This is a genomic window from Microtetraspora sp. NBRC 13810, from assembly GCF_030268685.1.
Taxonomy (GTDB): domain Bacteria; phylum Actinomycetota; class Actinomycetes; order Streptosporangiales; family Streptosporangiaceae; genus BSRQ01.
On the sequence record NZ_BSRQ01000003.1, the window covers coordinates 1 to 15,215 of the forward strand.

The following is a 15,215-nucleotide window of genomic DNA, read 5'->3' on the forward strand; positions in this document are numbered from 1 at the left end:
AGAAAATCCCGGCCGATACAATCAGTATCAACCAAAGGAATCCGTCACAGACAACATGACGGGGTTAATTCATCATGCACTGGCTTTTAGCACACTGTTGAGTTCTCAAGAAACGGACGCGAACACCTTCCGGTCGATCGAGATGATCGGCCTTCAGAGGCGCAGACTTCCGCTTTGGAAACTGTATCACACTCGCTCAAGCCCGGTCAATCCGCCTCAGTTTGAGGTGAACCATCCGAACACGGTCAAGTGATCGAAGTTTCCGATCTACCCCTTGCGGGGCAACCCTCTCAACTTACCGTGACATCTCGGCGTTGTCCAATCAACCGATTTTCCGGCTGGGCGGACAGGCCGCGACGACACAGATCTCTCATGGAGAGACCTGCGGCTCGCTCAGAGGGTTTCGCCTCGGGGCTCGTCCGCCTGATCGGCGTCCGGCTCGCTCCCGGGCGAGAACAAACTCTAGGTCGCTCCCGGACCCCCGTCAAATCAGGGGTTTCCGGCATTTCCGCAGGTGAGAAGACCGCCCGATGGGCGGGCACGCTCTCCGCTACCGGAATGTTACAGAACCAGCGCGCTCGGCCGCGCGAGAACTCGCCATGTCGGAGTCATCTCGGGGCCATATCGGGGCCACACCAGCGCAAGGAGCCACGACGGAAGCCGCCCGGACCGCGCCCCGGCGCGACCCGGTGACCCCGGCGGCCACACGGCTTCGGTGGCCGCCAGGGGTCGGTCAGGAGGCGACTTCGACGCCGCCGATGGAGCGCTTGCCGTGGCGCAGGACGAGGAACCGCCCCCGCAGCAGGTCGTCGGGGCCCGGCACGTAAGCCTCGTCGACGATCTTGACGTTGTTGAGGTAGGCCCCGCCCTCCTTGACCGCCCGGCGGGCGGCCGACTTGGACTGGGCCAGGCCGCTGTCGGCCATCAGGTCCACGAAGGAGGCGCCCAGCGCGGGGACGGTGGTGTGCGCCACCTCCGACAACGCCGACTCGAGGGTGCGCTCGTCCAGCTCCTCCAGCGAACCCTGGCCGAACAGCGCCCTGGACGCCGCGAGGGCCCGGGCGACCTCGTCCGCGCCGTGCACCAGGGTGGTCAGGTCCTCGGCCAGCGCCCGCTGGGCCTCCCGGGCGGCGGGGCGTTCGGCGACGGACTTCTCCAGGACCTCGATCTCCTCCCGGCTGCGGAAGGTGAAGACCTTGAGGAAGCGGACCACGTCGCGGTCGTCGGCGTTCAGCCAGTACTGGTAGAAGGCGTAGGGCGAGGTCAGCGCGGGGTCGAGCCAGATCGCGCCGCCGGCGGTCTTGCCGAACTTCGTGCCGTCGGCCTTGGTGATCAGCTTGCCGGTGAGCGCGTGCGCGTGCCCGCGCTCCACCCGGCGGATCAGGTCGACGCCCGCGGTGATGTTGCCCCACTGGTCGCTGCCGCCCACCTGGAGCGTGCAGCCGTGCCGGCGGTAGAGCTCCAGGTAGTCGTTGGCCTGCAGGATCTGGTAGCTGAACTCGGTGTAGCTGAGCCCCTCACCGCCGAGCCGCGCGGAGACGGACTCGCGGGCGAGCATGCGGTTGACCGGGAAGTGCTTGCCGATGTCGCGCAGGAAGTCGATCGCGGAGAGTTCGGCCGTCCAGTCCAGGTTGCTGACCAGCTTCGCGGACGTCGGCCCCGGCTCGAAGGAGAGGAACTTCTCCACCTGCACCCTGATCCTGGCGACCCACTCGGCGACGACCTCCGTCGAGTTGAGCGACCGCTCGGTGCTGCGTCCGCTGGGGTCGCCGATGAGGCCGGTCGCGCCGCCGACCAGGCCGATGGGGCGGTGCCCCGCCCGCTGGAAGCGGGTGAGGATCAGCAGCGTCGCGAGGTTGCCGACGTGCAGTGACGGGGCGGTGGGGTCGAAGCCGCTATAGACCGTGATCGGACCCTCGGCCAACGCCGCGCGCAGCGCGTCGGCGTCGGTGGACTGCGCGAGCACGTCGCGCCATTCGAGATCTTCGAGGATATCGGTCACGATCCTGGCCTTCTGCTGGTTGATGAGTCTTGTGCGTTATGCCCCTGACGCAACACAGCCTGCCCGATCACAACCCACTTCGCCACTTGAATCCCCCGCGTGGCCGGGCCGCCGGCCTACACGCCGGAGGTGGACGAGCGGCGGCGCGGGACGTGCCGGCGATAGGGCGACACGGTGGGGTTTCCGGCGAACCAGAACCGCCAGGGGGTCTCGACCGCGGTGGAGATCCCGGTCCGCGGACCGGCGAGGATCACCGGTGGCCGCTCCCCCACGACGCCCGGCGGATCCGCGGGCGGGTCGCCCTCAAGGATGCGCAGGGCGCCGCCGTCGCAGGCGTCGAGGCCGTTGTGCTCCCGGCCGAGCCCGAGGGCCACGGTCAGCCGGGCCGGCCCGCGCGCCAGGTCGCGATCCCGCACGACGGGCCCGCGGCGGGCTCTGGCCGCCTCCACCCCCTCGACCACCTCACCGGCCCGGATCAGGACGGCCGAGCCCAGACCCTCCGGCAGGCAGACGAGGTTGACGCAGTAATGCATGCCGTACGTGAAATAGACGTAGACGTGGCCCGGCGGGCCGAACATGACGGCGTTGCGCTTCGTCCTGCCGCGATAGGTGTGCGAGGCCGGGTCCGTACCCGGCGGGCCGTACGCCTCGACCTCGGTGAGGCGGACGGCGACCGGCCCGTGCACGAGGACCTTCCCGAGCAGGTCGGGGGCCACCTCGTGCGAGGGCCGGTCGAAGAACTCGCGTGGTAGCGGCCGTTCCGTCATGCCGTCACCGATCCGCTCAGGATCCAGTCGCCCAGGCGGCCTGGCCGTCGACGATCTCGCCGAGCGAGGCGAGCTGGTCGCGGACCCGGTCGGGGGCGGTGCCGCCGTGGGCCTTGCGCGCGGCCAGCGCGCCCGCCACGTTCAGCACCTCCCGCGAGTCGGGGGTGAAGTGCGGCGAGACCTTGGCCAGCTCCTCGTCGGTGACCTCGTCCAGGGTCTTGTCGTTGACCTGGCACCACACGACCAGGTGGCCGACCGCCTCGTGCGCGTCGCGGAACGCCACGCCCTTGCGGACCAGCAGTTCGGCGAGGTCGGTGGCCAGCGCGAAGCCGTCGGGGGCGCTCTCGGCGAGGCGCGCGGTGTTCACCCGCATGGTGGACACCAGGCCGGCCATCGCGGGGAGCACGAGGAGCAGCGTGTCGACGGCGTCGAACACCGGCTCCTTGTCCTCCTGCAGGTCGCGGTTGTAGGTGAGCGGCAGGCCCTTCAGGACCGTGAGCAGGGTGGTCAGCCCGCCGATCAGGCGGCCGGACTTGCCCCTGGCCAGCTCGGCGACGTCGGGGTTCTTCTTCTGCGGCATGATCGACGAGCCGGTGGAGTAGGCGTCGTCCATCTCGATCCAGCGGAACTCCTGCGAGGCCCACAGGACGATCTCCTCGCCCAGCCGGGACAGGTGCACGCCGATCATCGCGGCGCAGAACAGGAACTCCGCGGCGAAGTCACGGTCGGCGACGGCGTCCATCGAGTTGGGCGCCGCCCGGTCGAAGCCGAGCTCGGCGGCCACGGCCTGCGGGTCCAGCGGCAGCGAGGAGCCGGCGAGCGCGCCGGAGCCGAGCGGCGAGACGGCGGTGCGCCGGTCCCAGTCGCGCAGCCGGTCGACGTCGCGGGCGAACGCGTGCACGTGGGCCAGCAACTGGTGGCCGAAGGAGACCGGCTGGGCGTGCTGGAGGTGCGTCATGCCCGGCGCGACGGTCTCGGCGTGCTGCCCGGCCTGGCTCATCAGCGCCGTCTCCAGCTCCACCAGCCGGGAGACGATGTGCCTGACGTGGTCGCGCAGGTAGAGCCGCAGGTCGGTGGCGACCTGGTCGTTGCGGCTGCGGCCGGCCCGCAGCTTGCCGCCGAGCGAGCCGAGGCGCTCCAGCAGGCCGCGCTCCAGCGCGGTGTGCACGTCCTCGTCGGCCACCATGGGGCGGAACTCGCCGGACCTGCAGTCGCGCTCCAGGTCGTCCAGCGCGCCGATCATGCGGCCGAGCTCGTCCTCGGTCAGCAAACCGGCCCGGTTGAGCACCCGGGCATGCGCGCGCGAGGCCAGCAGGTCGTACGGCGCGAGCCGCCAGTCGAACTGCACGCTCACCGACAGCCGGGTCAGCGCGTCGGCCGGGCCTCCCTCGAACCGGCCACCCCACAGCCGCATCGGCTTGCCACCCTCAGTCACCTTGTGTTCCTTTCCCATCACGGGCCCGCCCGGTCCGGACGTCTCGACTCCATGCCGTGTCCATGCCGTGTCCACCCGCGACCTTAGTGCACTCACCCTGCGTGCCCCTCATCGAAACGGTCGAAGCCGCCGGAACGAGGGGCGCGGTTGCCCCGGCGGTCAGCCCTGGCGCGCGTCGCGGGACGCGGCGATCCTGGCGGGCAGGCTCCACAGCTCGACGAAGCCCTTGGCCAGGGACTGGTCGAAGGTGTCGCCGGTGTCGTAGGTCGCCAGGTTGAAGTCGTACAGCGAGGCGTCGGAGCGGCGGCCGGTGACCACCGCTCTGCCGCCGTGCAGCGTCATCCGGATGTCGCCGCTCACGTGCCGCTGGGCTTCGGCGACGAACACGTCCAAGGCCTTCTTCAGCGGGGAGAACCACAGGCCGTCGTAGACGAGCTCGCCCCAGCGCCGGTCGACGCCGCGCTTGAAGCGGGCGAGGTCGCGCTCGACGGTGACGTTCTCCAGCTCCATGTGCGCCGTGATGAGGGCGATCGCGCCCGGCGCCTCGTAGACCTCGCGGGACTTGATGCCGACGAGCCGGTCCTCGACCATGTCCAGCCTGCCGACGCCCTGCGCGCCCGCCCGCCTGTTGAGCTCGGAGATGAGCTGGAAGGCGGGCAGCGACCTGCCGTCCAGCGCCACCGGCACGCCGCGGGCGAAGGTGACGACGACCTCGTCGGGCTCGCGCGGCTGGGACGGGTCGGCGGTGTAGGAGTAGACGTCCTCGACCGGGCCGTTCCAGATGTCCTCCAGGAACCCGGTCTCGACGGCCCTGCCCCAGAGGTTCTGGTCGATGGAGTAGGGCGACTTCTTGCTGACGTCGATCGGCAGGCCCTTCTCCGCGGCGAAGGCGATGGCCTTGTCCCGGGTCCAGGCGTGGTCGCGGGCCGGGGCGACGACCTTCAGCGTGGGGTTCAGCGCGGCTAGGCCGGCCTCGAAGCGCACCTGGTCGTTGCCCTTGCCGGTGCAGCCGTGCGAGACGTGGGTGCCGCCGAACTCCTTCGCCGCGGCGGCCAGGTGCCTGACGATCAGCGGCCGGGACAGCGCGGAGACCAGCGGGTAGCGGTCCATGTAGAGGGCGTTGGCCTGGAGCGCCGGCACGCAGAAGTCGTCGGCGAACTCCGCGCGGGCGTCCACCACGACCGACTCCACGGCGCCGCAGTCCAGCGCGCGCCGCCTGATCACGTCCATCTCCTCGCCGCCCTGGCCGACGTCGACCGCGACGGCCACGACCTCGGCGCCCATCTTCTCGGCGAGGAAGGGGATGGCCACGGAGGTGTCCAGGCCACCCGAGTAGGCGAGCACGACTCTGTCACTCATGATCGGTCATCTCCATCGGGACGGTGCTGCGGCCGGTGGGTGCGCCGGGCGCCCGCGTCGCCGGTCACGACGCGGGCCAGGTACGTCGATCGGCCGTCCTCAGCAGGGCGTCGGCCAGGACCGTGCCGCCCTGCGGATCCCGGCTGATGACGAGGATCGTGTCGTCGCCGGCGACCGTGCCGAGGATGGCCTCCCAGCCGGCGTGGTCGATGGCGGAGGCGAGGAACTGCGCGGCCCCCGGCGGGGTGCGTACGATCACCAGGTTCGCCGACGCCTCCGCGGAGACCAGCAGTTCCTCCGCGATCCGGCGCAGCCGCGCGGCCGGCGACTCGCCGGTGCCCAGCCTGGCCGGCGGGATGCGGCCGCCGCCCTCGCCGGGCAGCGCGTAGACCAGCGAGCCGTCCTCGGCGCGGAGCTTGAGAGCGCCCATCTCGTCCAGGTCGCGGGAGAGGGTCGCCTGGGTGACCTCCAGCCCGTTCTCGGCGAGGAGCCTCGCCAGCTCTGGCTGGGACCTGACCGGCTGCTTGCGCAGCAGCTCGGTGATCCGTGCCTGCCTTGCCGCCTTGGTCATCGGGATCATGGTGCTCACCCAGCCCCCAGCAGGAACGCCAGCAGCGCCTTCTGGGCGTGCAACCGGTTCTCCGCCTGGTCCCAGATCACGCTCTGCGGGCCGTCCATGACGTCCGCGGTGATCTCCATGCCGCGGTAGGCGGGCAGGCAGTGCAGCACGATCGCGTCGGCCGCGGCCTGCCGCATGAGCTCGCCGTTCACCTGGTAGGGCAGCAGGGCTGCGGCCCGCTCCTCCTTGCCGTCCTGGCCCATGGACACCCACGTGTCGGTGGCGATCACATGTGCCCCGTCGGCGGCGGCGTACGGGTCGGACAGGGCGACGACCGATCCGCCGGAGGTGGCGGCGATCTCCGCTGCGCGGTCGAGGATGACCGCGTCCGGCTGGTACCGGGCGGGCGCCGCGATCCGCACGTGCATCCCGGCGAGCGCGCCGCCGAGGAGGTAGGAGTGGGCCATGTTGTTGGCGCCGTCGCCCAGGTAGGTCATGGTGAGCCCGGCCAGGGTCCCCCGATGCTCCCTGACGGTCTGCAGGTCGGCGAGGATCTGGCAGGGGTGGAACTCGTCGGTGAGCGCGTTGACCACCGGCACCGACGAGTAGCGTGCCATCGTCTCGATCCGCTCCTGCCCGGCGGTGCGCCACACGATCGCGGCGACCTGGCGGGTGAGCACCCTGGCGGTGTCCTCGATCGGCTCGCCCCTGCCCATCTGGGAGGAGCTCGCGTCGATGATCAGCGGCTGCCCGCCCAGCTCGGCGATGCCGACCGCGAAGGACAGCCTGGTCCTGGTGGAGTGCTTGTCGAAGAGCACGGCGACCGTCTGTGGCCCGGCGAGCGGGCGGTACCCGTGCCGGTCCTTCTTCATCAGGTCGGCCAGGTCGAGCACCTGGGCCTGCTCGGCGGCCGACAGGTCGTCGTCTCGCAGGAAGTGCCGGGTCACGCGTCCGCCTCCGTGAGGATCGCCGGGAACGCCTCGACGAAGGCCCCGATCTCGGCGGCGCCGACGACGAGCGGCGGCGCGAGCCGTACGGCGTCGGGCTGGAGGGCGTTGACGAGGAAGCCGGCGCGCTGGGCGGCGGCCTGCACCTGCGGCGCGCGGTCCCGGGTGAGCACGACGCCCAGCCACAGGCCGCGGCCGCGCACACCGGCGAGGAGCGGGTGCTCGACGGCGGCGAGGCCGCCCGCGAGCGCGGCGCCCACGGTGCGCACGTGCTCCAGCAGGCCGTCGCGCTCGATGGTGGAGAGTACGGCGAGCGCGGCGGCGCAGGACACCGGGTTGCCGCCGAAGGTGGAGCCGTGGTCGCCCTTGACGAAGATCGTGGCCGCCCGGCCGAAGCCGACGCAGGCGCCGATCGGCAGGCCGCCGCCGAGGCCCTTGGCCAGGGTGAGGATGTCGGGGACGACGCCTTCGTGCTGGTGGGCGAACCAGTGCCCGGTCCTGCCGACGGCGGACTGGATCTCGTCGGCCACCAGCAGGGCGCCGGTGCTGTCGCAGATCTCCCTGGCGGCGCGCAGGTAGCCCTCCGGCGGCGGCACGACTCCCGCCTCGCCCTGGGTCGGCTCCAGGAACACCGCGGCGCACTGCTCGGTGACCGCCTGCTTGAGCGCGTCGGCGTCACCGTAGGGAACGAAGCGGACGTCCACCGGGAAGGGACCGAACGGCTCGCGGATGGACGTCTTGCCGGTCAGCGAGAGGGCGCCCATGGTGCGGCCGTGGAAGCCGTTCTCGGCGGCTACGAAGTAGGGGCGGCCCTCGGCCTTGCCGTACTTGCGGGCCATCTTGTAGGCGCACTCGTTGGCCTCGGTGCCGGAGTTGGCGAAGAACACCCGGCCGGGCACGCCGAGCAGGCCGAGCAGGCGCTCGGCGAGGAGGATCTCCGGCTCGTTCAGGAACAGGTTGGACGTGTGCGCGATGGCGGTGACCTGGCTGGTGACCGCCTCGACCAGGGCCGGGTGGGCGTGGCCGAGCGAGCTGACCGCGATGCCGCCGATGAAGTCGAGGTATTCACGGCCGTCCGCGTCCCAGACCCGGCAGCCTTCACCGCGGGCGAGCACGACCGGGGGCACGCCGTAGTTGGGCATGAACGCCTGTTCGAAGCGGCTGCGCAGGGCATCCGCCACGGGGCTGTCGGTCATGTTCCCGTCTCCTCCACTTCGTCGCCGGCGTTCTCGTCGGCGTTCTTGTCGGCGGGCACGACCATCGTGCCGATGCCCTGGTCGGTGAAGACCTCCAGGAGCAGCGCGTGTTTCACCCGGCCGTCGAGCACGTGCGCCTGCGGGACGCCGCCGCGCACGGCGGTGAGGCAGGCGCCCATCTTCGGCAGCATCCCGCTGGACAGGCCGGGCAGCAGGGCCGCGAGCTCGTCGTCGGTGAGCCGGGCGATCACCCGGTCGCTGGCCGGCCAGTCGGCGTAGAGCCCTTCCACATCGGTCAGCACGACCAGCTTCTCCGCGCCGAGCGCGACGGCCAGTTCGGCCGCGGCGGTGTCGGCGTTGACGTTGTAGACGGTGCCGTCCGCGCCGGTGGCGATGCCGCTGACCACCGGGATCCGCCCGTCGTCGATGAGGGCGCGCACGGCGCCGGCCTCGACCCTGACGATGTCCCCCACCTGGCCGATGTCCACCTGCTCGCCGTCGACCGTCGCGTACTTGCGGACGGCGGTGAACAGGCCGGCGTCCTCGCCCGACATGCCGACCGCGAACGGGCCGTGCCGGTTGATCAGACCAACCACGTCGCGGTTGACGTCGCCGACCAGGACCATGCGGACGACCTTCATCGCCTCGGGTGTGGTGACCCGGAGCCCGGCGGTGAAGCTGCTGCCGATGCCGAGGAGGTCGAGGTGCGCGCTGATCTGCGGGCCTCCGCCGTGCACGATGACCGGTTTGAGCCCGGCGTAGCGCAGGAAGACGACGTCTTCGGCGAAGCCCTCCTTGAGCGCCTCGTCGATCATGGCGTTGCCGCCGTACTTGATCACGACGACGGCGCCGTGGAAGCGGGCCAGCCACGGCAGCGCCTCGATCAGGGTGCCGGCCTTGGCCATGAGGTCGTCGGCGCTCATGTGGAGTACGCCGAGTTCTCGTGCACGTAGGCGGCGGTGAGGTCGGTGGTGTGCACGATGGCCGACTCGACGCCGGCGGACAGGTCGATGGTGATCGTCACGTCGCGGGGGCGGAGGTCCACCTTGTCCCGGTCGTCGCCTGCGGCGCCCGCCCGGCAGATCCAGATGCCGTTGATCGCGACGTTGACCCGGTTGGGCTCGAACTCGGCGTCGGTGGTGCCGACGGCCGACAGCACCCGGCCCCAGTTGGGGTCCTCGCCGTGGATCGCGCACTTGAACAGGTTGCTGCGGGCGACGGCCCTGCCGACGGTGACCGCGTCGGCGACCGAGGCGGCGCCCACGACCTCGATGGCGATCGCCTTGGTGGCGCCCTCGGCGTCCACGAGGAGCTGCCTGGCGAGGTCGGCGCAGACCTCGGTGACCCTGGCGGTGAACTCCCGCAGGTCGGGGGTCACCCCGGCGGCGCCGCTGGCCAGAAGCAGCACGGTGTCGTTGGTGGACATGCAGCCGTCGGTGTCCAGCCGGTCGAAGGTGAGGCTCACCGCCTCGCGGAGCACCGCGTCCAGCGTGCCGGCCGGGAGGTCGGCGTCGGTGGTGATCACGCTGAGCATGGTGGCCATGCCGGGGGCGAGCATGCCCGCGCCCTTGGCCATGCCGCCCACCATGTAGCCCTCGCCGCGGCGGAAGGAGATCTTGGAGACGGTGTCGGTGGTGCGGATGGCGTCCGCGGCGGCCAGGCCGCCGTCCCTGCTCAGGTGGGCCGCCGCGCCCTCGACGCCGGTCAGCAGGGCGTCCATCGGCAGCCGCTCGCCGATCAGGCCGGTGGAGCACACCGCGACCTCGCCGGCCGAGTCGCCGATCAGCCCGGCGACCTTCTCCGCGGTGGCGTGGGTGTCCTGGAAGCCCTCCGGGCCGGTGCACGCGTTGGCGCCGCCCGAGTTGAGCACCACCGCCACGACGCGCCCGCCGCCGAGCACCTGCTGGGACCACAGGACCGGCGCCGCCTTGATCCGGTTGGACGTGAAGACGCCCGCGGCGGCGCGGGACGGCCCGTCGTTGACCACGAGGGCGACGTCACGGCCGCCGCCCGACTTGAGCCCGGCGGCGACGCCCGCCGCGCGGAAACCTAGTGGTGCTGTAACGCTCACGGAGCTACTCCATTGAGGGGAAGGCCGAGTTCTTCCGGCAGGCCGAGGGCGAGGTTGGCGCTCTGGATCGCGCCTCCGGCCGTGCCCTTGGTGAGGTTGTCGATGGCGATGACGGCGATGATCCGGTTCACCCGCTCGTCGAGGGCGACCTGCAGGACGGCGGTGTTCGCCCCGTAGGTCATCGCGGTGGCCGGCCACTGCCCGGGCGGCAGCAGGCGCAGGAAGGGCTCCGCGGCGACGGCGGTCTCGTAGGCGTCTCGGAGGGCGGCGGCCGTGAGGCCGGGGGCGGCGGGAGCCGTACAGGTGGCGAGGATGCCCCGGCTCATGGGCACGAGGGTCGGGGTGAAGGAGACGGGGACGTGGACGCCCGCGACGGCCGAGAGGTTCTGCTCCATCTCGGGGGTGTGCCGGTGCACGCCGCCCACGCCGTAGGCACCGGCGGAGCCGATGACCTCGCTGCCCAGCAGGTGCGGCTTGGGCGACCGGCCCGCGCCGCTGGTGCCGCTGGCGGCGACCACGACGACGTCGGGCTCGGCCAGGCCCGCCGCGAAGGCGGGGAGGAGGGCGAGGGTGACCGCCGTCGGGTAGCAGCCGGGGACCGCGATCCGCCGGGCCGCACGCAGGACCTCGCGCTGCCCGGGAAGCTCGGGCAGGCCGTACGGCCAGGTGCCGGCGTGCTCGCCGCCGTAGAAGGCCCGCCAGGCGGCGGGGTCGGTGAGCCGGAAGTCCGCGCCGCAGTCGACGATCAGCGTGTCGTCGCCGAGCCGCTCGGCGACCGCCGCGGACTGACCGTGCGGGAGGGCGAGGAAGACGATGTCGTGGCCGGACAGGGTCTCCGGCGTGGTGTCGGCCAGCGTGCGGCCGGCGAGAGGCGCCAGGTGCGGCTGGTGGGCGCCGAGGAGCGTGCCCGCGCTCGACCCGGCGGTCAGCGTGCCGATCTCGATCTCCGGGTGGCCGAGCAGCAGCCGTAGCAGCTCACCCCCGGCGTAGCCGCTGGCTCCGGCTATCGCTGCGCGCGCCCCCATGGGCCCCACTCCTTCGCATGTTCATGCAGCACATTGCATGCTCTTACTTGTGAAAAGTATGCAGCGGCCAGGATGGTCATGCAAGTCGGTCGCGCCGCCGGATTCCCCCGACGCACTCTCCCCGGCCCCGCCACAGCAAAACCGAACTTCCCTCTGTTCTCCCTACATACCGGTCGGTACGCTGGCTGGGGAAAGTCTGCAACTCACGTCCCCGGGGAGATCTCACGTATGTCAGTCACCCATGACGAGGTTCGCGCCCAGCTCACCGGCCCCGGTCAGCTCTTCGAGATGGACGAGATCGAGGTCCGCGGCAGCCGGATCCGGACGTGGAAGCACGCCCCCGGCCACTTCCGCGTTCTCCTGGAGAACAGCAGGTTCCACGGCGAGAAGGAGTTCATCGTCTACGAAGACGAGCGAGTGACCTTCGAAGAGCACTTCCGGCGGGCCGCCACGCTGGCGAACCGGCTCGTCGCGGACTACGGCGTGACCAAGGGCGACCGGGTCGCCGTCTCGATGCGCAACTACCCCGAGTGGATCGTCTCCTTCTCCGCCATCCTCGCCTGCGGCGCCGTCGCGGTGCCGCTCAACGCCTGGTGGACTCCCCAGGAGCTGGAATACGGGCTGTCGGACTCCGGCGCCAAGGTGCTGATCGCCGACGGCGAGCGGGTCAACCGGCTCAAGGACGCGGCCTTCGACGCCCGCCTCATCGTGACCCGCCCGCTGGGCGAGCTACCCGCCGGCGCCGCGCTGCTGTCCGACCTGCTCGGCGAGGCCGGCCCGGACGTCTCCCTGCCGCCGGTCGAGCTCGACCCCGAGGACCCGGCGACGATCTTCTACACCTCGGGCACCACCGGCCGTCCCAAGGGCGCCCTCGGCACCCACCGCAACCTCGGCCAGGCCCCCATGACCGTCGCCTATGCCGCGGCCCGCGGTCAGCTGCTCGCCGGACGCCCGGCCGACCTCGCCACCGAACGCCGGGTCACCCTGCTGAGCGTGCCGCTCTTCCACGTCACCGGCTGCTTCGCCGCGATGATCGGCACCATGTTCGCCGGTTCCACCCTGGTGCTGATGTACAAGTGGGACCCGGGAGTGGCGCTGGAGCTGATCGAGCGGGAGAAGGTCACCGGCCTGACCGGCGTGCCCACCAGCGCCTGGCAGCTCATGTCCCACCCCGACTTCGCCAAGCGCGACATCTCCAGCCTCGGCGCCCTCGGGTACGGCGGCGCCCCCGCCCCGCCCAAGCTCCTGGAGCGCATCGGCGAACGGCTCCCCGGCCGGGCCCCCTCCAACGGGTACGGCATGACCGAGACCACCGCGCTGATCGTCAACAACTCCGGCCAGGGCTACCGCGACAAGCCCGACAGCATCGGCAGGCCGGTGGCGATCATCGACGTGCGCATCTCCGACCCGCTGGGCGACGAAGTGCCCGTCGGCGAGGTGGGCGAGCTGTGCGTACGCGGCGCGGCGGTGATCGCGGGCTACTGGAACCGGCCCGACGCCACCGCCGAGACCTTCGTCGACGGCTGGCTGCACACCGGCGACCTGGCCCGGACGGACGAGGAGGGCTACGTCTTCATCGTCGACCGGGCCAAGGACATGGTGATCCGCGGCGGCGAGAACGTCTACTGCGCCGAGGTCGAGGCCGCGCTGTTCGAGCACCCCGCGGTGGACGACGCCGCCGTGATCGGGATCCCGCACGACGAGCTGGGCGAGGAGGTGGGCGCGGTGATCCGGCTGGTCCCGGGCTCTCCGGCCACCGCCGAGGACATCACGGCCTTCCTGACGGAGCGGATCGCCCCCTTCAAGATCCCCGTCCGGTACTGGTTCCGCGAGGCCGAGCTGCCCCGCAACCCCGGCGGCAAGATCCTCAAGACGCGTCTGCGCAGGGAGATCCTCGGCTCCTGACCGGCGCCGTTCGCTTACTTCCGGCGTAATCGACCGGCCCCTCGGCCGCGTGGCACGGTTGCCCTGCCAGCGAACGGCACACATGTCGAGGAGATACCGAGATGACTGACTACGCCGCCCTTGTCGACCGCTACCTCGCCGCCTGGAACGAGACCGACGCCGGACTGCGCGCCGAGGCCGTCGCCGCGCTGTGGACCGCGGACGGCGGCTACACCGACCCGCTGGCCGACGTGCGCGGCCACGCCGCCATCGGCCAGGTGATCGGCGCCGTGCACGAGCAGTTCCCGGGGTTCGTGTTCACCCCGAAGGGGACCGCCGACGGGCACGGCCGGCTGGCCCGGTTCGCCTGGGGGCTCGGCCCCGCGGGCGCGGAGCCGCTGGTCGAGGGGTTCGACGTGGCCGTACTCGACGAGGACGGGCGGATCACCCAGGTGCTGGGCTTCCTGGACAAGGTGCCCGCCGCCTGACATAACCGCCCTTCTTCGGCGCGTCCGGCCCCGGCCCGACGCGGCGCCGGAGCGACACGCTCCGGCGCCCGCCGGGGATAATCCGATTGCCCCGGCCAAAAGCACCGGGGGACAATGGCGACCCGTGTCCCAAGAACGACCAGTGTCCGAAGAATCCGGCCTGCCACGGGCATCACTCCTGCGCCACCTGCGGATGGACCTGAGCCCGCTGCGCGACTCCCGGGACTTCCGGCTCCTGATGGGCTCCGGCGTGATCACGATGCTGGGGAGCTTCCTCACCCTCGTCACCCTGCCCCTGCAGATGATGCAGCTCACCGGGTCCTACGTGGCGGTCGGGCTGCTCAGCGTCGCCGAGTTCGTGCCGATGCTGGTGTGCGGCCTGTGGGGCGGAGCGATCGCCGACGCGCTGGACCGGCGGCGGATCGTGCTGTTCGCCGAGGTGGGGCTGGCGGTCATGGCGGCCCTCCTCGCGGTCAACGCCCTGCTCCCCTCCCCCCAGGTCTGGGCGCTGTACGTGCTCGGCGCCCTGATGGCCGGGCTGGACAGCCTCCAGCGGCCCAGCCTCGACGCCCTGGTGCCGCGGGTCGTCCGGCACGACCAGCTCACCGCCGCCGCCGCGCTGACCAGCTTCCGGTGGAACTTCGGCGCCATCGCCGGTCCCGCCCTGGCCGGGCTGATCGTGGCCGCGTTCGGTCCCGCCGCCACCTACGGGATCGACCTGCTGACGTTCCTCGTCTCCCTGGCCCTGCTGTGGCGGGTGCGGACCGTGCCGCCGGCGGAGAACAGCGCCCCGGCGTCGCTGACGTCCCTGGTGGAGGGCGTCCGGTACGCCGTGGGCCGGCCCGACCTCATGGGCACCTACCTGGTGGACATGGCGGCGATGTTCTTCGCGATGGCGACGGCGTTGTACGCGTTCATCGCCACGGAGTTCGGCGGTGTCGAGACGCTCGGCCTGCTGTACTCCGCGGGCGCGGTCGGCGCCCTGCTGGCTTCGGTGACCTCCGGCTGGACGAGGAGTGTCCACCGGCACGGCCTGGGCGTGGTCGTCGCCGCGATCGCCTGGGGCGTGGCCATGGGCGCCGCGGCGTTCGCCCCGAACCTGTGGACGATCCTGCTGTGCCTGGCGCTGGCCGGCGGCGCCGACATGATCAGCGGCGTCTTCCGCTCCACGATCTGGAACCAGACCATCCCCGACGAGTTCCGCGGCCGGCTGGCCGGTATCGAGCTGCTGTCCTACTCGTCGGGCCCGATGCTCGGCGGCGCGCGGGCCTCGCTGTTCGCGCAGTTCGGCGGCCTGCGGTTCTCGCTGGGCGCGGGCGGCCTGCTGTGCGTCGGCGCGGTGGGCCTGCTGGCCGCGTTCCTGCCCGCGCTGCGGCGCTACGACGCCCGCACCGACGAGAACGCCCTGGCGCAGGCGGCCCGGAGGAAGGCCCTCGCCGCCGACGCCTGACGCCCCCCTGCAGACGCCTTCACGCCGGAGTG

The 15,215-nt window shown here is 71.7% G+C and carries 14 protein-coding genes; 4 read left to right on the plus strand and 10 right to left on the minus strand.

Annotation, left to right across the window (positions count from 1 at the left end):
- Positions 1 to 253, plus strand: a 253-nt coding sequence (locus QSK26_RS07185) for a hypothetical protein (RefSeq protein ID WP_285774199.1), incomplete at its 5' end; no start/stop codon positions are given.
- Positions 254 to 733: 480 nt separating this feature from the next.
- Here QSK26_RS07185 and tyrS read toward each other — a convergent pair.
- The 10 genes from tyrS to argC form a co-directional block, all read right to left on the minus strand.
- Positions 734 to 2,002: a tyrosine--tRNA ligase gene (tyrS, locus tag QSK26_RS07190; RefSeq protein WP_285774200.1), complete on the minus strand. Its 1,269-nt coding sequence runs from the start codon at positions 2,000 to 2,002 to the stop codon at positions 734 to 736.
- Between the two features lie 116 nt (positions 2,003 to 2,118).
- Positions 2,119 to 2,769, minus strand: a complete 651-nt coding sequence (locus QSK26_RS07195; RefSeq protein ID WP_285774201.1) for a DNA-3-methyladenine glycosylase — start codon at positions 2,767 to 2,769, stop codon at positions 2,119 to 2,121.
- Positions 2,770 to 2,785: 16 nt separating this feature from the next.
- The gene (gene argH / locus QSK26_RS07200; protein ID WP_502888681.1) at positions 2,786 to 4,222 is read right to left on the minus strand and encodes an argininosuccinate lyase; all 1,437 of its coding nucleotides are present in this window, start codon (positions 4,220 to 4,222) and stop codon (positions 2,786 to 2,788) included.
- A gap of 141 nt (positions 4,223 to 4,363) precedes the next feature.
- On the minus strand, positions 4,364 to 5,563 hold the full coding sequence (locus tag QSK26_RS07205) for an argininosuccinate synthase (RefSeq protein ID WP_285774203.1): 1,200 nt from the start codon (positions 5,561 to 5,563) through the stop codon (positions 4,364 to 4,366).
- 64 nt (positions 5,564 to 5,627) lie between these two features.
- On the minus strand, positions 5,628 to 6,143 hold the full coding sequence (locus tag QSK26_RS07210) for an arginine repressor (protein WP_285774650.1): 516 nt from the start codon (positions 6,141 to 6,143) through the stop codon (positions 5,628 to 5,630).
- Positions 6,144 to 6,148: 5 nt separating this feature from the next.
- Positions 6,149 to 7,069: an ornithine carbamoyltransferase gene (gene argF, locus QSK26_RS07215; protein WP_285774204.1), complete on the minus strand. Its 921-nt coding sequence runs from the start codon at positions 7,067 to 7,069 to the stop codon at positions 6,149 to 6,151.
- A complete protein-coding gene (locus QSK26_RS07220; protein ID WP_285774205.1) occupies positions 7,066 to 8,265 on the minus strand; it encodes an acetylornithine transaminase in 1,200 nt (399 codons plus the stop codon). The genes argF and QSK26_RS07220 overlap by 4 nt, the downstream gene beginning before the upstream one ends.
- Positions 8,262 to 9,188, minus strand: coding sequence for an acetylglutamate kinase (gene argB / locus QSK26_RS07225; RefSeq protein WP_285774206.1), 927 nt, complete (start codon positions 9,186 to 9,188; stop codon positions 8,262 to 8,264). Before argB ends, QSK26_RS07220 begins: the two co-directional genes overlap by 4 nt.
- Complete coding sequence (gene argJ, locus QSK26_RS07230) at positions 9,185 to 10,336, minus strand: bifunctional glutamate N-acetyltransferase/amino-acid acetyltransferase ArgJ (RefSeq protein WP_285774207.1); 1,152 nt, start codon at positions 10,334 to 10,336, stop codon at positions 9,185 to 9,187. The genes argB and argJ overlap by 4 nt, the downstream gene beginning before the upstream one ends.
- Entirely contained in the window at positions 10,333 to 11,361 is a 1,029-nt protein-coding gene (argC, locus tag QSK26_RS07235) for an N-acetyl-gamma-glutamyl-phosphate reductase (RefSeq protein ID WP_285774208.1), read from the minus strand. The genes argJ and argC overlap by 4 nt, the downstream gene beginning before the upstream one ends.
- A 228-nt stretch (positions 11,362 to 11,589) precedes the next feature.
- Here argC and QSK26_RS07240 point away from each other — a divergent pair, with 228 nt between their 5' ends.
- The 3 genes from QSK26_RS07240 (at position 11,590) to QSK26_RS07250 (ending at position 15,183) form a co-directional block, all read left to right on the plus strand.
- Positions 11,590 to 13,266, plus strand: a complete 1,677-nt coding sequence (locus QSK26_RS07240) for a class I adenylate-forming enzyme family protein (protein ID WP_285774209.1) — start codon at positions 11,590 to 11,592, stop codon at positions 13,264 to 13,266.
- Positions 13,267 to 13,367: 101 nt separating this feature from the next.
- On the plus strand, positions 13,368 to 13,733 hold the full coding sequence (locus QSK26_RS07245; protein ID WP_285774210.1) for a nuclear transport factor 2 family protein: 366 nt from the start codon (positions 13,368 to 13,370) through the stop codon (positions 13,731 to 13,733).
- 142 nt (positions 13,734 to 13,875) lie between these two features.
- Positions 13,876 to 15,183: an MFS transporter gene (locus QSK26_RS07250; protein ID WP_285774211.1), complete on the plus strand. Its 1,308-nt coding sequence runs from the start codon at positions 13,876 to 13,878 to the stop codon at positions 15,181 to 15,183.
- The last annotated feature ends 32 nt before the right edge of the window (positions 15,184 to 15,215 follow it).